A 15,958-nucleotide genomic window follows, 5' to 3' on the forward strand; every position below is an offset into this window, starting at 1 on the left:
GTGATTATGGCGCAGACATCCATCGGCCCGAGGGCGGGCCTTCTACAAGGGACAACTTTCGCGCACTCTCAAACTGCCGGGGCTCGCCGCTCACCGGGTCAATGAACTCCAGCCGTTTCGCCAGCAGCTGCAGCGGGTGGGCATGGTCCAGCTGGCCCTCGGGGGTGAGGGTGGGGTAAAGGCCGTCGTTCAAAATGGGCAGGCCCAAGCCCAGCATGTGCACCCGCAACTGGTGGCGCTGGCCGGTGACTGGTTTAAGCTGGTAACGCGCCAGCTCGCCATGCACCTCCAGCACATCAATGTGGGTGATGGCGTTGGGCGCGCCGGGCACCTCGTGCTGCAGCATGAAATGGCCCGCCTCCTGAATGCGGCTGCTGCGGGTGACGGGCCAGCTCAGGCCGGCCCGCCACGGGGCGATGGCTTCGTAGGTCTTGCGCACCTGGTGCTGACTGAACAGCGCGCAATAGGCGGCGCGGCTGGCGGGCTGTTTGGCAAACAGCACCAGCCCGGCGGTGTCGCGGTCGATGCGGTGGATGGGCACCAGGTCATTCAGGCCCAGTTTGTTCTTGAGGCGCACCAGCACGGTTTCGGTGAGGTAGCCGCCCGAGGGCACGACGGGCAAGAAATGCGGCTTGTCGACCACCAGCAGATGGTCGTCCTGATACAGCACTACTTCGTCAAACGGAATGCGCGGCTCGTTGGGCACCTCGCGGTAGTAAAAAAGGCGCTGGTGCGCAGAGTAGGGCGCGTGGCTGGCGCGCTCGGGCGAAATAGCCTGGCCACGTTCGTCGATGACGTCCCCGCGGGCCATGCGCGCCAGCCAGGTCTGGGGCGACACGTTGGGAAAACGCGCGGTCAGAAAGTCCAGCAGCGTGGGCCACGACCCGGCCGGCAAACCGACACAGCTCGGGCCGATGCCGTTGCGCGTGGGTGGTTTAAAGGCGCTCAAACACCAGGTCCCACACGCCATGGCCCAGTTTGATGCCGCGGTTTTCGAACTTGGTCAACGGCCGGTAGTGGGGCTTGGGGGCGTAACCCAGCAGCTCGGCGTGTTTTTCTGGCGCGGTGTTTTTCAGCAGCGGCTCGGCGCTTAACACTTCCAGAATCTGCTCGGCATAAGGCTGCCAGTCGGTGGCGCAGTGCAGGTAGCCACCCACCTTGAGGCGCGCTGCAAGTTTGGCAATCAGCGGCGCCTGGATCAGGCGGCGTTTGTTGTGCTTCTTCTTGTGCCAGGGGTCTGGGAAAAAAATGTGCACGCCGTCCAGGCTGTGCAGCGGCAGCATGTGGTCGATGACCTCGACCGCGTCGTGCGCGCAGATGCGGATGTTGTGCAGGTTTTGCTCGCCGATGCGCTTGAGCAGCGCACCCACGCCGGGTTCATGTACTTCGCAGCACAAAAAGTTGGTGCCCGGCAGCAGTGCGGCAATGTGGGCGGTGGCCTCGCCCATGCCGAAGCCGATTTCGAGCACGGTGGGGCGGGTGTCGTTGTTACCGGCAGCGGCAAAGGCCTGGGCGAAATCAAGGAGCGCAGGCTGGTAAGGCAGCAAAAACTTGGGCCCGAGTTCCTCAAACGCCTTGGTCTGGCCCGTGGTGGTGCGACCGGCACGGCGGACAAAACTCTTGATGGTTTTGGGAAAGGCCACATCGGCAAGCGACTGCGGGCGGATGCGCGGGGTGCGGGCCTGGTCGGGCGCTTTGGGAGGGGTATTTTGGGTGTCGTTCACGGGGAGCGATTGTAGAGACCCTGCCACTGGGCCACCCAGTTGGGCAATGCGTCGGCCAGCGCGTGTTGCCCGGCCAGGCCGAGCATCGCCGCGGCCTGATTGAGCGCAGCCAAGGGGTGAGCGCTATCCAGCGCCTGGGCGCCGTTTTGTTTGCTGAGTTTTTCGCCATTGGGTCCCAGCACCAGCGGGGTGTGCAGGTAGCGCGGGGTGGGCAGGTGCAGGGCGCGTTGCAGCAAGATCTGGCGGGCGGTGTTGTCGGCCAGGTCCTGACCGCGTACCACGTCGGTGACGCCTTGGGCGGCGTCGTCCACCACCACCGCCAATTGGTAGGCAAAACAGCCGTCGGCACGCTTCAGGATGAAGTCGCCGACGTCAAGCGCCACATCCTGCGATTGCTCGCCCAAACGGCGGTCATGCCAATGCAGCGGCGGCTGCCCTTGGGTGTTGAAGCGCCAGGCGCGCGCGGGTTTGTCCTGCAGCCCTTTGCGGCAGGTGCCGGGGTAGATCAACTCGCCATGGCGGGGTTTGACCTGGCCGTTGTGCTGCAGGGCAAGTTCGATGTCACGCCGGCTGCAGCCGCAGGGGTAAGCGTGGCCGCTGGCCATGAGTTCGCTCAGCGCTTGCTGGTAAAGCGGCGTACGCTGCGATTGGTAAACGGGCGGCTGGTCGCTGTGCAGGCCTAGCGCTGCCAGTTGTTGCCGGATGGTCTGGTCCAGGCCGGGCAGGCAGCGGGTGCTGTCGACGTCTTCGATGCGCACCAACCATTGGCCGCCGTGGGCACGGGCATCGAGCCAGCTGGCCAGCGCCGCCACCAGCGAACCCGCGTGCAGCGGGCCAGTGGGTGAGGGGGCGAAACGGCCGATGTAGGGGGGGGCCATCGCGGCGAGGGCGCCGCTCCCACAAATCAACGACATGGGTTTCGGTTTTTGTAGGAGGCCCGCCTCGGGCCGATGGTTTTTAAACCACTGCCAGTGCCAGCTCCAACCCTGACACAAACGCGTCTTCCACGCGGTGCCCAATGCACCAGTCGCCGCACACGCCCAGGCCCTTTTTGGCGTCCCAGAGGTGGCTTTTCCCCAGCGGCTGGACCGTCTTGGCATAAAGCCAGCGCTGGCTGTCGACATGGGCGGGTTCGGCGCGGATGCCGGTGACCTCGCTGAAGGCCTTCAATAGTTTGGCTTCGACGCGCGGCACGTCGTCGTGAATGTGTTCCTGTGACCAGGCGGGGCTGGCCTGGATGGTCCAGCGCTCGATGGGTTCCCGCCCGGGTTTGCTCGATTCGCGCGCCAGCCAGGCGATGCGGTGGTGCGTGCTGCGCGCGGCGTTCCATTGCGGCCCCAGGGCCGACAGGCCGGGTTGCATGGCTTGCGGAAAAGCCAGCATCAGTGTCCAGCAAGGGGCAACCTTGACCTGTTCAAGTTGCTTGAGCCAGGGCTTGGCCTGCTCAGAGGTTTGCAGCAGGCTGTGCGCTTGGGCGCTGGGAATGGCCAACAAGACGCCATCGAAACCGGAAAAAACATGTTGGGCGCCGTCAGCGCCTTCGGTGCGCAATTGCCATTTTTTTTTGTTGACGGCATCAGCTTCGATGCGGTTGACGCGGGTTTCCAGCTCGATGTGGCCACCGGACGCGAGTGGTTCGGCCCAGCCGCTCACCAGCGACTTCATGCCGGGTACGGCCACCCAGTGGGCGTCGTGGGTGGACAAGCCCGGACCCGCCACATGGCCCATTTCATCAAGCACCTGGACGCTGTTGGCGCTCCAGCGCTTGCACAGCTTGGGTGTGGTCTCCAGTGCCTGCAGAAAGCGTGCGTCGCGCGCCGTGAAATACTGGGCGCCGTGGTCGAACGAACCAAAGGCGCTGCTGCGGGTGGCCATGCGGCCGCTGGTGCTGCGGCTTTTCTCGAAAATGGTGACCTGGTGGCCGGCCTGCACCAGCGTACGTGCGCAGGTGATGCCCGCCATGCCAGCGCCGATGACGGCAAAGTGTTGGGGTGCGCGCGGCGCAGAACTCATATTTTTCTCCAGTTGGTAACGATGCATTTGTCAATGTGTATGGGACTGTATGGGACCGACTTTACCAGCCGGGCTGGGGTAGGGTCGACTTCAGTCGACCTGGTCGAATAAATTCGGCCCTACGAATACCCTACAGGCCCCGATGGCGCTCCAGCAAGGCGGTGCGGGTGGTAGGGCTTTCCAGTTGCGTCAACCACCATTGCAGGGCACGCCCGGGGGCGTTGCTGGCGGCGCGCCAGGCGTAGTTGACGCCCACCACGCGGGGCGCACGCTCGGTTTGCTTGACTACCAGGCGGCCGGTGTCGATGAACGGGCCGGCCATGCATTCGGGTAGCGAGCCACAACCCAGGCCGCGCAATTGGGCGTCGAGCTTGTCCTGCATGGTGGCCACGGTGAAAACATCCTGCCCGCCCAGCAGACCAATCGTCACGCCCCGGCCACGGCTGATGGTGTCGGCCACGGCCACGGCGCGGTGCGCACGCATGGCTTCGTCGCTAAGCGGCTCGGGGGCCTGAGCCAGCGGGTGGTGCGGCGCCACCGCATAGACAAAGCGCACATCGCCCAGCGGCTTGGCGTGGATGGCGGTGTTTTGCACCAGATCGGCCACGCCCAGCGCCAGGTCGGCCTCGCCGCTGGTCAGGGCTTCGAGCGTGCCCGACAGGGTTTCGTCGCGCAGGCGGATGCGGGTGGGCGGATTCTGATCAAAAAAGCTGTCGACCAGTTCCATCACCGTGGCTTTGGCAATGATGCTGTCCACGGCCAGCGTCAATTGTGGCTCCCATCCGGTGGCCACACGTTTGACGCGGTTGGCGACCGCTTCCAGGTCTTCCAGCAGGCGTTCGCCTTCGCGCAGCAGCTCGTGACCCGCCACGGTAGGCAGGGCGCGGCGTGAGCTGCGGTCGAACAGCAGCACATCGAGCGCGTCTTCGAGCTGGCGCACGCGGTAGGTGAGGGCGCTGGGAACCATGCCCAGCACGCGCGCGGCGGCAGCGAAACTGCCGGTGCTGGCAATGGTTTGCAGCATGGCGAGCGCTTCAGGCGTCAATACATTGCGTGCAGTTTGCATGGTGTGCCTCTTTCAATTCAAACAGATTGAATGATGCCATCAAATCCCAAGACCTTTTGTCGCTTGTTTTACAACTACATTGGAGGCTATCCAAGGAGACACACCATGATCACCCTCAGACCTTCCCAGGAGCGCGGCTATGCAGACCATGGCTGGCTCAAGTCGTTTCACAGTTTTTCGTTTGCCGGGTATTACGACCCGGCACACATGGGTTGGGGCAACTTGCGCGTCATCAACGAAGACCGCGTGGCCCCAGGCAAAGGTTTTGGCACCCATGGCCACCGCGACATGGAAATTGTGAGCTATGTATTGCAAGGCGCGCTGGCGCACAAGGACAGCATGGGCAACGTCAAGTCCATCCCGCCCGGGGACGTGCAGCGGATGAGCGCCGGCACCGGTGTGCAGCACAGCGAATTCAATTTCGCACCCAACGAGACCACGCATTTTTTGCAGATCTGGATCGAGCCGGATGCGAAGGGCGTCGAGCCCAGCTACGAGCAAACCACTTTTGCCGATGCGGCCAAGCAGGGTCGGTTGTGCTTGGTGGCATCGCCTGATGGCGCGCAGGGTTCGGTGCGACTCAACGCCGATGCCCGTTTGTATGCGGGTTTGTTTGATGTCGGACAGACTGCCACGCTGGACCTGGCCGCTGGTCGCAAGTCTTATGTGCACCTGGTTCGCGGCGCCCTGACGGTGAACGGCCTGGCCCTGCGCACCGGCGATGCCGCCCTGCTGGACGGCGAGACACAGGTGGTGTTGAACGATGCGCAGGATGCCGAAGTGCTGGTGTTTGACCTGTCCGCGTAAGCAGATATATTTCAATTTTCAAAAGGAGCTTTCACCATGGCAAAAGTTGCAGTTGTTTTTCATTCAGGTTATGGCCACACCCTGCGCATGGCGCAATCGGTGGCGGATGGTGCCAACGCCGATCTGGTGGCGATTGACGCCGATGGCAACCTGACAGAAGACGGCTGGGCCACCCTGAACGAAGCCGACGCCATCCTCATGGGCAGCCCCACTTACATGGGCAGCGTGAGCTGGCAGTTCAAGAAGTTTGCTGATGCGTCGAGCAAAGCCTGGTTCAGCCAGGCCTGGAAAGACAAGATTTTTGGCGGTTTTACCGCCAGTGCCAACGTCAATGGCGACAAACATTCCACGCTGCACTACTTCATGACGCTGGCCATGCAGCACGGCGGCATCTGGGTGGGCACGGGCCTGCACTACAACAACACCAAGGCGTCGCAGCGCAATGACATCAATTACCTGGCGTCCAGCGCCGGCCCCATGGCGCAAACACCCGGCGACGCTGGTGGTGCAGAAATGAACGCCGGCGACCTGGAGACCGCCCGCCTGTTCGGCCAGCGCGTGGCCGAGTTGGCGGGCAAATTCAAGGGATAAGCCGCGATAATCGCGGCCTATGTCCAATCCCAAAGTTCTGTTCGGCTTTCATGCCGTGGGCGTGCGCCTCAAGACTGCGCCCAAATCCATTGTTGAAATCTACATCGACCCAACCCGGCGCGATGCTCGCATGCGCCAGTTTGTCGACAAGGTCAAGGAAGCCGGTGTGCGTCTGCTGGAGGCTGACGGCATGCGCCTGGCCAAGCTGTGCGGCAGCCACGGGCACCAGGGCGTGGCTGCTCGGGTGCATGAGCTCACGCAAGTGACTTCCCTCGACGAATTGCTGGAACAGCTCGAAGCGACCCAGTTGGAGCTGCCCGCGAACGAGCGCGTGCAACCGCTGATTCTGGTGCTGGATGGCGTGACCGACCCGCATAACCTGGGCGCCTGCCTGCGCGTGGCCGATGGTGCCGGCGTGCATGCCGTGATTGCCCCCAAAGACCATGCGGCCGGCATCAACGCCACCGTGGCCAAAGTGGCCAGTGGTGCCGCCGAGACTGTGCCGTATTTCATGGTCACCAACCTGGCGCGCACCTTGAATGAGCTCAAGGAACGCAACATCTGGATCATTGGCACCAGCGACGTGGCCACTAAAACGCTTTACCAGGCTGATCTGAAAGGACCTGTAGCGCTGGTGCTGGGCGCCGAGGGCGACGGCATGCGCCAGCTCACCGCCAAGACCTGTGACGAACTCATCAGCATCCCGATGCGCGGTGCAGTGGAGAGCCTGAATGTGTCGGTGGCGAGTGGTGTGTGCCTGTACGAGGCGTTGCGGCAGAGGACTTTGTAGACGGCCCTGTCTTCGCGGGAGGCCCGCCCTCGGGCAGGGGTTCAATCGCGGCGAGGGCGCCGCTCCTACAAAAATGTTGATGCGCTGGCCAGCGGCAACCCCGCCATGTCCTTGGCGGCCAGCAGTGGTGGAGCCTCGATCGGCCAGTTGACGCCAACCGTAGGGTCGTTCCACAACAGGCTGCGCTCATGCTCTGGGTACCAGTAGTCGGTGGTTTTGTACAAAAACTCGGCACTGTCGCTGGTCACCAGAAAGCCGTGGGCAAAACCTGGCGGGATCCAGAGTTGGCGCTTGTTTTCTGCCGACAACAGTACGCCTTCCCATTGTCCAAATTGGGGCGAGGTACGGCGCATGTCGACCGCCACGTCAAACACCTCGCCCTGCGTCACCCGCACCAGTTTCCCCTGCGCATGCGCGATCTGGTAGTGCAGGCCACGTAGCACGCCTTTGGCCGATTTGCTGTGATTGTCCTGCACAAATTGCACGTCCAGGCCAGTGCATTGGGCGAAGTCGCGTGCGTTGAAGCTCTCGAAAAAGAAACCACGGGCATCGCCAAAAACCTTGGGTTCAAGAATCAGCACGCCGGGCAGGGCGGTAGGGGTGACGGTGTAGGGCATGTCTTACTTCAAAAGGCTCAACAAATACTGCCCATAGCCATTTTTGGCCAGGGGTGCGGCGAGTTTTTGAATTTGGGCGGCGTCGATCCAGCTTTGGCCAAAAGCAATCTCCTCGGGGCAGGCGACTTGCAGGCCCTGGCGCTTTTGCAGGGTGGCAATGAAGCTGGCGGCCTCCAGCAGGCTGTCGTGGGTGCCGGTGTCGAGCCAGGCGTAGCCCCGGCCCATGATTTCGACGTTGAGCTGGCCCTGCTCCAGGTAGCGCCGGTTGACGTCGGTGATTTCCAGCTCACCGCGCGCCGACGGTTGAATGCTGGCGGCAATGTCGCAGACCTGGTTGTCGTAAAAATACAGGCCGGTGACGGCGTAATTGCTCTTGGGCTGTTTGGGCTTTTCCTCGATGCTGACAGCGCGTTTGTGGGCATCGAACTCGACCACGCCATAACGCTCGGGGTCTGTCACATGGTAGGCAAAAACGCTGGCCCCACTTTGGCGCTCGTCGGCATGGGTCAGTTGCTTGACCAGGTCATGGCCGTAAAAAATGTTGTCGCCCAACACCAGCGCACTGGGCTGACCGGCCACGAAGTCGCGCCCGATGATGAAGGCTTGCGCCAGGCCGTCGGGGCTGGGCTGCACCGCGTAGCTGATCGCCATGCCCCATTGGCTGCCGTCGCCAAGCAGGTCGGCAAAACGCGGCGTGTCCTGCGGCGTGGAGATCACCAGCACCTCGCGAATTCCGGCCAGCATGAGCGTGCTCAAGGGGTAATAGATCATGGGCTTGTCGTAGACCGGCATGAGCTGCTTGCTGACCGCCTGTGTGACCGGGTAAAGCCGGGTGCCGGAGCCGCCAGCGAGGATGATGCCTTTGCGTTGTGTCATTTTTTTATTCCCTTGAGTTTTCGAGCGGGCCAGATTTATTCGGCCGTTATGGTCTCTGCCAGCATACGGTCTACCCCAAGTTGCCATTCCGGCAGGGACAGGCCAAACGTTTCCTGAAGCTTGCCGGTGTCCAGGCGGGAGTTCAGCGGCCGCTGGGCTGGCGTGGGGAAGGCGCTGGTGGGCACGGGCTCTATCGCGGTCGACTTGATTGCCAAGCCGGGTTGCAACTTCCTTGCCTGTGCGATGACATATTGGGCGTAGTCGAACCAGGTGGTGCAACCGCTGGCCACCAGGTGGTAAATGCCGGCCAGGGCCTGGGTGTCTGCCCCCGGTTGGCGCACCTGGCGGATGGCGTGGGCGGTCACGTCGGCAATCAGCTCGGCACCGGTGGGGGCACCAAACTGGTCGTTGATGACCTTGAGCTGGTCACGTTCCTGGGCCAGGCGCAGCATGGTCTTGGCAAAGTTGCCGCCGCGCGCCGAATAGACCCAGCTGGTCCGGAAAATCAGGTGGCGCGGGCAGACCCAGTCGATCATGTGCTCGCCCAGCAACTTGGTCTGGCCGTACACATTCAGCGGAAAGGTGGGGTCGTCTTCACGCCAGGGCCGGTCGCCGCCGCCGCCAAAGACGTAGTCGGTGCTGTAGTGCACCAGCCAGGCACCCAGCTGGGCTGCCTCACGCGCCAGGACTTCGGGCGCATGGGCATTGATGGCGCTCGCCAGTTCGGGTTCGCTCTCGGCCTTGTCCACTGCGGTGTAGGCGGCGGCGTTGACGATGACGTCGGGCCGGACGGTGCGCACGGTGTCGGCCAGGCCTGCCTGGTTCGCGAGATCGCCGCAAAACTCGCTGCTGTGGCGGTCCAGCGCAATGAGCTCACCCAGGGGCGCCAGGCTGCGCTGCAGTTCCCAGCCGACCTGGCCGTTCTTACCTAAAAGAAGAATTTTCATGCGTATTGCTTTTGTACCCAGTCCCGGTAGGCGCCGCTTTGCACATGGGCGACCCAGTCGGGGTGGTCGAGGTACCACTGCACGGTTTTTCGGATGCCGGACTCAAAGGTCTCGGCAGGTTTCCAGCCGAGTTCGCGTTCCAGCTTGCGGGCATCAATGGCGTAACGACGGTCATGACCGGGGCGATCGGTGACGTAGGTGATCTGGTCTTTGTAGGGCTTGCCATCAGGTCGCGGGCGCAGCTCGTCGAGCAAGGCGCAGACCGTGTGCACGATGTCCAGGTTGGCCTTTTCGTTCCAGCCGCCCACGTTGTAGATTTCGCCCAGGCGGCCGGCTTCGAGCACGCGACGGATCGCGCTGCAGTGGTCTTTCACGTACAGCCAGTCGCGAATCTGCTGGCCGTCGCCATAGACCGGCAAAGGTTTGCCGGCCAGCGCGTTGACGATCATCAGCGGGATGAGTTTTTCGGGGAAGTGGTAGGGACCGTAATTGTTGGAGCAGTTGGTGGTGAGCACCGGCAGTCCGTAGGTGTGGTGCCAGGCACGCACCAGGTGGTCGCTGGCGGCCTTGCTGGCGCTGTACGGGCTGTTGGGCTCGATGTGGCTGGTCTCGGTGAAGGCCGGGTCGTCCTTTTTCAGTGAACCATAAACTTCGTCCGTGGACACATGCAAAAACCGGAAATTACCCTTTGTGGGAACGACGCCCCCGTCGCGATGGTCTTCGGGCAAGCCTGACCAGTACCCTCGCACCGACTCCAGCAGGTTGAAGGTGCCCACGATGTTGGTCTGGATAAATTCACCCGGGCCGTGGATGGAGCGGTCGACGTGGCTTTCGGCGGCAAAGTTGACCACGGCGCGCGGCTGGTGTGTGGCCAGCAGCTGGCTCACCAGCGTGGTGTCGCCAATATCGCCCTGCACCAAGTCGTGGCGGGCGTCACCCTGCAGGCTTTGCAGGGTTTCGGGGTTGCCGGCGTAGGTGAGCTTGTCGAGGTTGATGACCGGCTCGTCATGGATGGCCAGCCAGTCGAGAACAAAATTGGCACCAATAAAACCGGCTCCGCCCGTGACCAAAATCATGTTGTTTCCCTATGCATTTTTGAATGCGGAGAGTGTAAGGGCGCTGAAGTCGAGATTGTTGTGGGCGTGTGGCGTAAAGAACAGCCATCGGCCCGAGGCGGGCCTCCACAAGATTCAGCAACAGTCGTTCAAGCCGCTTCGATCTCGCTCGACACTTCCAGCCACTGTTCTTCCAGGCTTTGTAGTTCTTCGTTCACCGCCTTCAGGCGTTTGCCCTGGTTGGCAAAGTCCGCAGGCGGTGGCGATTGGCACAAATGGCCTTCGAGCTGGGTACCCTCGGCCTGCAGTGTGGCCATGCGGGCTTCCAGGTCGGCCAGTTTGCGTTTGAGCGAACCGGTGGGCGCGGGCTTGTGTTTGAGCTTGGCCGCGGCGGCCGCCGCTTCGGCCTGGGCTTTGCGCTCGGCCTTGGCGGCGGCGCTGCTGGCTTCCTTGATGAGTTCGCGCTGGCGCTTGGCTTCATCCAGCAAATAACGCTGGTAGTCGTCGAGGTCGCCGTCAAAGGGTTCGACGCCGCCGTGCGAGACCATCCAGAATTCGTCGCAGACGCTGCGCAGCAGGGCGCGGTCGTGGCTGACCAGCATCACGGTTCCTTCAAACTCATTGAGGGCCATGGCCAGGGCTTCGCGCGTGGCCAGGTCGAGGTGGTTGGTGGGCTCGTCAAGTAGCAGCAGATTGGGGCGCTGCCAGACGATCATGCACAGCACCAGGCGCGCTTTTTCGCCGCCGCTCATGCTGCCCACGGCCTGCTTGACCATGTCGCCGCCAAAGTTGAAGGTGCCCAGAAAACTGCGCAGGTCTTGTTCGCGCGTTTGCTGGCCGACGATCTTGCCGGCCGCAGTCATGTCCTTGACCAGGCGGATCATGTGCTCCAGCGGCGTGTCGGCGGGGCGCAGCACGTCGAGCTCCTGCTGGGCAAAATAACCAATGTTGAGGCCCTTGCCCTCGGTGATCTCGCCGCCGATGGCGGCCAGGTCGCGCGCGATGGTTTTCACCACGGTCGATTTGCCCTGGCCGTTAGCGCCCAGGATACCGATGCGCTGGCCGGCCAGCACCGACTTGCTGACGTTGCGCACAATCACGGTGGGTGGCGTGCCCTCCGGTGCGTCTTCCGGCGGCGGGTAGCCAAAACTCACACCGCTCATCGACAGCATCGGGTTGGGCAGGTTGGCGGGTTCCTTGAACTCAAAGGTGAAGTCGGCCTCCGAGAGCAGCGGCGCGATTTTTTCCATGCGGTCGAGCGCCTTGACCCGGCTTTGCGCCTGCTTGGCCTTGCTGGCCTTGGCCTTGAAGCGGGCGATGAACTTTTGCAGGTGGGCGATCTTGTCCTGCTGCTTGGAAAACGCATTCTGCTGCAGTTCCATCTGCTCGGCGCGCATGTCCTCGAACTTGCTGTAGTTGCCGCCGTAGCGCACCAGTTTGCCCGCGTCGATGTGCAGCGTGACGTTGGTCACAGCATCCAGAAACTCGCGGTCGTGGCTGATCACGATCATGGTGCCTTCGTAGCGCTTGAGCCAGGCCTCCAGCCAGACCAGCGCGTCCAGGTCGAGGTGGTTGGTGGGTTCGTCGAGCAGCAGCAAGTCAGACGGGCACATTAGCGCGCGCGCCAGTTGCAGGCGCATGCGCCAACCGCCCGAGAAGCTGTTGACCGGGTTGGTGAGTTCGGTGGTCTTGAAACCCAGGCCCTGAATGAGTGCTTGCGCACGCGCCGGGGCGTCGTTGGCGCCGGCATCCTGCAGCGCCATGTAGGCGTGGGCCATGCGGTCGTAGTCGTCGGTGGCTTCCGCTGCGGTGACTTCCTGCTGCGCGGCTAGCAGGGTGGTGTCGCCTTCGACCACGAAGTCGGTGGCCGACTGGTCGGTCTCGGGCATGTCTTGAGCCACCTGGCCCATGCGCCACTGCGTGGGAATGTAGTACTCGCCGCCGTCCTCGTGCAGGTTGCCGTTGAAAAGCGCAAACAGCGAGGACTTGCCGGCGCCGTTGCGCCCGACCAAGCCGACCTTTTCGCCTGGGTTGATGGTGACGGTGGCACCGTCCAGCAGCACTTTGGCGCCACGGCGCAGGGTAACGTTTTTTAATGTAATCAAGGGGTTGCTTTTGGTTCTTAATGTTTTAGATAATGTTTTTTCCTTCTGTGGGGTCGACTTCGGTCGACCTGGCAGACTGAAGTCTGCCCCACAAAAGCAAGGTCATCGCAAGGTCAACAGCGCCTCGCGCGAAACCAGCAGCACCTGGTCTTCGCCGGCGCTGGTGGCAAGCCAAATGACTTCAAGGGTGGGAAAGGCGGCTTCAAAATGGGCACGTTCGTTGCCAATTTCCAGCACCAGAATGGCTTGTTCGGTCATGTGGGCGGGCGCCTCGCGCAACAGGCGGCGCACAAAGTCCATGCCGTCTTGGCCGCCTGCCGTGTTGCCGTCAAGCGCCAGCGCGGGCTCGGCCTTGAATTCGGGCGGCAAGGTGGCCATGCTGTGGGCATTGACATACGGCGGGTTGCACAGGATCAGGTCGTAAGGGCCGCCGTGCTCGGGCAGGCCGTCACCCTGGTGCAAACTGATGCGCTGATGCAGGCCGTGGCGCTCGACGTTGATGTGGGCCACCTCCAGCGCATCGGCACTGATGTCAGAGGCCTGCACCATGACATCAGGATACACCAGCGCGGCCAGCACGGCCAGGCTGCCGTTGCCGGTGCACAGGTCGAGCACCCGGTGGGTGGACTCGTTCAGCCAATAGTCCAGGCTGCCCTCGACCAGCACCTCGGCAATCAGCGAGCGCGGCACAATGGCACGCTCGTCCACATAAAACGAGACGCCCTGCAGCCAGGCCTCATGGGTCAGGTAGGCCGCGGGCTTGCGGGTGGCGATGCGGGTTTTCAGCAGCGCATCGATTTTGGCTTGTTCGACGGCGGTGACTTGTCGCACAAGGGCCGGTTCGCCAGCTTCAGCGGTGGCCTCCAGCGGCGTGTCCAGCGGCAGTTCAAGCTGCCACAGCACCAGCCAGGCGGCTTCGTCAAAAGCATTGGTCGTGCCGTGGCCAAAAGCCACCCCGGCCTGGGTCAACTGCTGCGCCGCCTGGGTCACGCAGTCGAGCAGGCGGAGGCCAGCGTTGTGGTGCGATGTGGCCTTCATGCCAGCAACTGCGCGTGCAGGTTTTCCAGCGTCCGGCGGTAAATGTTGGTGAGCGGCGCGATGTCAGCCAGCGCAATGTGCTCGTTGATCTTGTGGATGCTGCCGTTGGGTGGCCCGAACTCGATGACCTGCGGGCAGATCTTGGCAATGAAACGGCCGTCGCTGGTGCCACCGCTGGTCGACAGCTCGGGGGTGAGGCCGGTCTCGGCGCCAATGGCGGCCACCACGGCGTCGACCAGGGTGCCCGGGGGCGTCAGAAACGGCATGCCGCTGAGCGTCCAGGCCAGGTCGTAGGCCAAATCATGACGCTCCAGCACGGCTTGCAGGCGGCTTTGCAGCGACTCCGGCGTGGACTCGGTGGAAAACCTGAAGTTGAAGTCGACCACCACCGTGCCCGGAATCACGTTGCTGGCGCCGGTGCCGCCATGGATGTTGCTGACCTGCCAGCTGGTGGGCGGGAAGAAGGCGTTGCCACGGTCCCAGTCGATGCCGATCAACTCGGCCAGCGCCGGTGCCAGTAAGTGAATGGGGTTGTTGGCCAGCTGTGGGTAGGCGATGTGGCCTTGCGTGCCCTTGACGGTGAGCTTGCCGCTGAGCGAGCCGCGCCGGCCGTTCTTGATCATGTCGCCCGTACGCGTGACCGAAGTGGGCTCGCCCACAATGCAGTAGTCCAGTACCTCGCCGCGGGCTTGCAGCATCTCGCAGACCTTGACGGTGCCGTCCAGCGCCGGGCCTTCTTCGTCGCTGGTCAGCAGGAAGCCAATGGCGAGGGGCGACGCGGGGTGAGCTGCCACAAATTCTTCGGTGGCCACGACAAAGGCGGCCAGCGAGGTTTTCATGTCGGCGGCGCCACGGCCAAACAGCTTGCCGTCGCGCTGCGTGGGCTTGAAGGGGTCGCTGACCCACTGTTTGAGCGGACCGGTCGGCACCACGTCGGTGTGGCCGGCAAAGACCAGCAGTTTGCTGGCTTTGGTTTGACCCGGTGCCGTGCCGGCAGGGCGTTTGGCCCACAAATTGGTTACTTCAAGGCCTTCGGGGCCGCTAACCAGGGTTTCCAGCTGGAAGCCGATGGCCTTCAGGCGTGCACCCATGATGTGCTGGCAGTGGGCATCGCTTGGGGTCTCGGAGGGGCAGGCGATCAGGTCACAGGCCAGGGCAAGGGTGGAATTCATGAATGCTTTAATGGTTGAGGTCGAGCGTGATTTCAGTGAAGGTGGGCTCGTCGTCATGGTCGTCGACGGGCGCCTGGGCCTTGGCACGCGTGGTGAAGTCGTTTTGCAGGCGCCACATCAGGTTGGTCGGCGAATCCGCGAAGGCCAGGCCTTCCTTGCGATCGACCACACCGGTGGTGATGAGGCGGGCAATGTCTTCTTCGAAAGTCTGGCTGCCTTCGGCCATGGACTTGCTCATGGCTTCCTGGATGCCGGAAAAGTCACCCTTTTCAATCAGCTCGGACACCAGCTTGGTGTTGAGCATGACTTCAACAGTGGCGGTGCGGCTGCCGGCGATGTTGGGCAGCAGGCGCTGCGAGATGATGGCTTTCATGGCTGCTGCCAGATCGCCCAGCATGGTCATACGCACCTCGGCCGGATAAAAGCTCAGGATGCGGTTGAGCGCCTGGTAACTGTTGTTGGCGTGCATGGTGGCCAGGCACAAATGCCCGGTTTGCGCGTAAGCGATGGCAGCGGTCATGGTGTCGCGGTCGCGCACCTCACCAATCAGGATCACATCAGGAGCCTGGCGCAGGGCGTTTTTCAGGGCGACGTCGGCACTGCGAGTGTCGGGGCCGACCTCGCGCTGGTTGATGATGGAGCGCTTGTTCTTGAACAGGAACTCCACCGGGTCCTCGATGGTAAGAATATGCCCCGTCATGTTGACGTTGCGGTGGTCGATCATGGCCGCCAGCGTGGTACTTTTGCCCGCACCGGTGGCGCCCACCATCAGAATCAACCCGCGTTTTTGCAACATCAGGTCGGCCAGAGAAGGCGGCATGCCGAGCGAGGCCAGCGGCGGGATCTCGTTGTTGATGAGCCGGATCACCACCGCCACGGTGCTGCGCTGGACCATCGCGCTGATCCGGAAACGCCCCACGCCCGGCAGCGACAGCGCCATGTTGAGCTCGAGGTTTTGTTTCAGTTCCTCGATGCGTTCGGGTGGCAACACCTCGGCCAGCAGGGTCAGCGGGGCATCGGGCGGCAGGATCTGGCTGTTGATCGGGATGCATTCGCCGTTGATGCGAATCGTGGCCGGTGCGTTGGCCGACAGGTAAATGTCGGACGCGCGCTTTTCGGGCATCAGGCTCAGGATGCGCGCCATGGTACTCATGGGC

At 62.8% G+C, this 15,958-nt stretch carries 16 protein-coding genes; 3 read left to right on the top strand and 13 right to left on the bottom strand.

The window, feature by feature from the left end:
- Nucleotides 1–4: 4 nt before the first annotated feature.
- The 5 genes from Q7U49_RS07435 to Q7U49_RS07455 all read right to left on the bottom strand — a co-directional run bounded on the left by Q7U49_RS07435 (nucleotide 5) and on the right by Q7U49_RS07455 (nucleotide 4,803).
- The gene (locus tag Q7U49_RS07435; protein WP_304763550.1) at nucleotides 5–949 is read right to left on the bottom strand and encodes a pseudouridine synthase; all 945 of its coding nucleotides are present in this window, start codon (nucleotides 947–949) and stop codon (nucleotides 5–7) included.
- Nucleotides 936–1,724: a tRNA (guanosine(46)-N7)-methyltransferase TrmB gene (gene trmB / locus Q7U49_RS07440; RefSeq protein ID WP_370653977.1), complete on the bottom strand. Its 789-nt coding sequence runs from the start codon at nucleotides 1,722–1,724 to the stop codon at nucleotides 936–938. The genes Q7U49_RS07435 and trmB overlap by 14 nt, the downstream gene beginning before the upstream one ends.
- The gene (gluQRS, locus tag Q7U49_RS07445; RefSeq protein WP_304763552.1) at nucleotides 1,721–2,602 is read right to left on the bottom strand and encodes a tRNA glutamyl-Q(34) synthetase GluQRS; all 882 of its coding nucleotides are present in this window, start codon (nucleotides 2,600–2,602) and stop codon (nucleotides 1,721–1,723) included. Before gluQRS ends, trmB begins: the two co-directional genes overlap by 4 nt.
- A gap of 79 nt (nucleotides 2,603–2,681) precedes the next feature.
- The gene (locus Q7U49_RS07450) at nucleotides 2,682–3,737 is read right to left on the bottom strand and encodes an NAD(P)/FAD-dependent oxidoreductase (RefSeq protein ID WP_304763554.1); all 1,056 of its coding nucleotides are present in this window, start codon (nucleotides 3,735–3,737) and stop codon (nucleotides 2,682–2,684) included.
- A 130-nt stretch (nucleotides 3,738–3,867) separates the two neighbouring features.
- On the bottom strand, nucleotides 3,868–4,803 hold the full coding sequence (locus tag Q7U49_RS07455; protein ID WP_304763555.1) for a LysR family transcriptional regulator: 936 nt from the start codon (nucleotides 4,801–4,803) through the stop codon (nucleotides 3,868–3,870).
- 105 nt (nucleotides 4,804–4,908) lie between these two features.
- Here Q7U49_RS07455 and Q7U49_RS07460 point away from each other — a divergent pair, with 105 nt between their 5' ends.
- From Q7U49_RS07460 to rlmB, 3 genes are read left to right on the top strand one after another with little or no spacing between them, the layout of a single operon-like run.
- Nucleotides 4,909–5,610, top strand: a complete 702-nt coding sequence (locus Q7U49_RS07460; protein ID WP_304763556.1) for a pirin family protein — start codon at nucleotides 4,909–4,911, stop codon at nucleotides 5,608–5,610.
- Nucleotides 5,611–5,646: 36 nt separating this feature from the next.
- Nucleotides 5,647–6,201, top strand: coding sequence for a flavodoxin family protein (locus Q7U49_RS07465; protein WP_304763557.1), 555 nt, complete (start codon nucleotides 5,647–5,649; stop codon nucleotides 6,199–6,201).
- A 19-nt stretch (nucleotides 6,202–6,220) separates the two neighbouring features.
- Nucleotides 6,221–6,991 (top strand): 23S rRNA (guanosine(2251)-2'-O)-methyltransferase RlmB, encoded by a 771-nt coding sequence (gene rlmB, locus Q7U49_RS07470; RefSeq protein WP_304763558.1) that lies wholly within the window; start codon nucleotides 6,221–6,223, stop codon nucleotides 6,989–6,991.
- Between the two features lie 65 nt (nucleotides 6,992–7,056).
- Here rlmB and rfbC read toward each other — a convergent pair whose 3' ends face one another.
- From rfbC to Q7U49_RS07510, 8 genes are all read right to left on the bottom strand, one after another.
- The gene (gene rfbC / locus Q7U49_RS07475; protein ID WP_304763559.1) at nucleotides 7,057–7,608 is read right to left on the bottom strand and encodes a dTDP-4-dehydrorhamnose 3,5-epimerase; all 552 of its coding nucleotides are present in this window, start codon (nucleotides 7,606–7,608) and stop codon (nucleotides 7,057–7,059) included.
- 3 nt (nucleotides 7,609–7,611) lie between these two features.
- The gene (gene rfbA, locus Q7U49_RS07480) at nucleotides 7,612–8,484 is read right to left on the bottom strand and encodes a glucose-1-phosphate thymidylyltransferase RfbA (RefSeq protein WP_304763560.1); all 873 of its coding nucleotides are present in this window, start codon (nucleotides 8,482–8,484) and stop codon (nucleotides 7,612–7,614) included.
- 35 nt (nucleotides 8,485–8,519) lie between these two features.
- The gene (gene rfbD / locus Q7U49_RS07485; RefSeq protein WP_304763561.1) at nucleotides 8,520–9,431 is read right to left on the bottom strand and encodes a dTDP-4-dehydrorhamnose reductase; all 912 of its coding nucleotides are present in this window, start codon (nucleotides 9,429–9,431) and stop codon (nucleotides 8,520–8,522) included.
- Nucleotides 9,428–10,507, bottom strand: coding sequence for a dTDP-glucose 4,6-dehydratase (rfbB, locus tag Q7U49_RS07490; RefSeq protein ID WP_304763562.1), 1,080 nt, complete (start codon nucleotides 10,505–10,507; stop codon nucleotides 9,428–9,430). Before rfbB ends, rfbD begins: the two co-directional genes overlap by 4 nt.
- A 128-nt stretch (nucleotides 10,508–10,635) precedes the next feature.
- Nucleotides 10,636–12,591, bottom strand: coding sequence for an ABC-F family ATP-binding cassette domain-containing protein (locus Q7U49_RS07495; RefSeq protein WP_304763563.1), 1,956 nt, complete (start codon nucleotides 12,589–12,591; stop codon nucleotides 10,636–10,638).
- A gap of 102 nt (nucleotides 12,592–12,693) precedes the next feature.
- Complete coding sequence (gene prmB, locus Q7U49_RS07500) at nucleotides 12,694–13,629, bottom strand: 50S ribosomal protein L3 N(5)-glutamine methyltransferase (protein WP_304763564.1); 936 nt, start codon at nucleotides 13,627–13,629, stop codon at nucleotides 12,694–12,696.
- Complete coding sequence (gene dapE / locus Q7U49_RS07505) at nucleotides 13,626–14,801, bottom strand: succinyl-diaminopimelate desuccinylase (protein WP_304763565.1); 1,176 nt, start codon at nucleotides 14,799–14,801, stop codon at nucleotides 13,626–13,628. Before dapE ends, prmB begins: the two co-directional genes overlap by 4 nt.
- A gap of 7 nt (nucleotides 14,802–14,808) precedes the next feature.
- The gene (locus tag Q7U49_RS07510) at nucleotides 14,809–15,954 is read right to left on the bottom strand and encodes a PilT/PilU family type 4a pilus ATPase (RefSeq protein ID WP_304763614.1); all 1,146 of its coding nucleotides are present in this window, start codon (nucleotides 15,952–15,954) and stop codon (nucleotides 14,809–14,811) included.
- Nucleotides 15,955–15,958: the final 4 nt, after the last annotated feature.

Source organism: Rhodoferax sp. (genome assembly GCF_030653815.1).
Lineage (GTDB): Bacteria > Pseudomonadota > Gammaproteobacteria > Burkholderiales > Burkholderiaceae_C > Rhodoferax.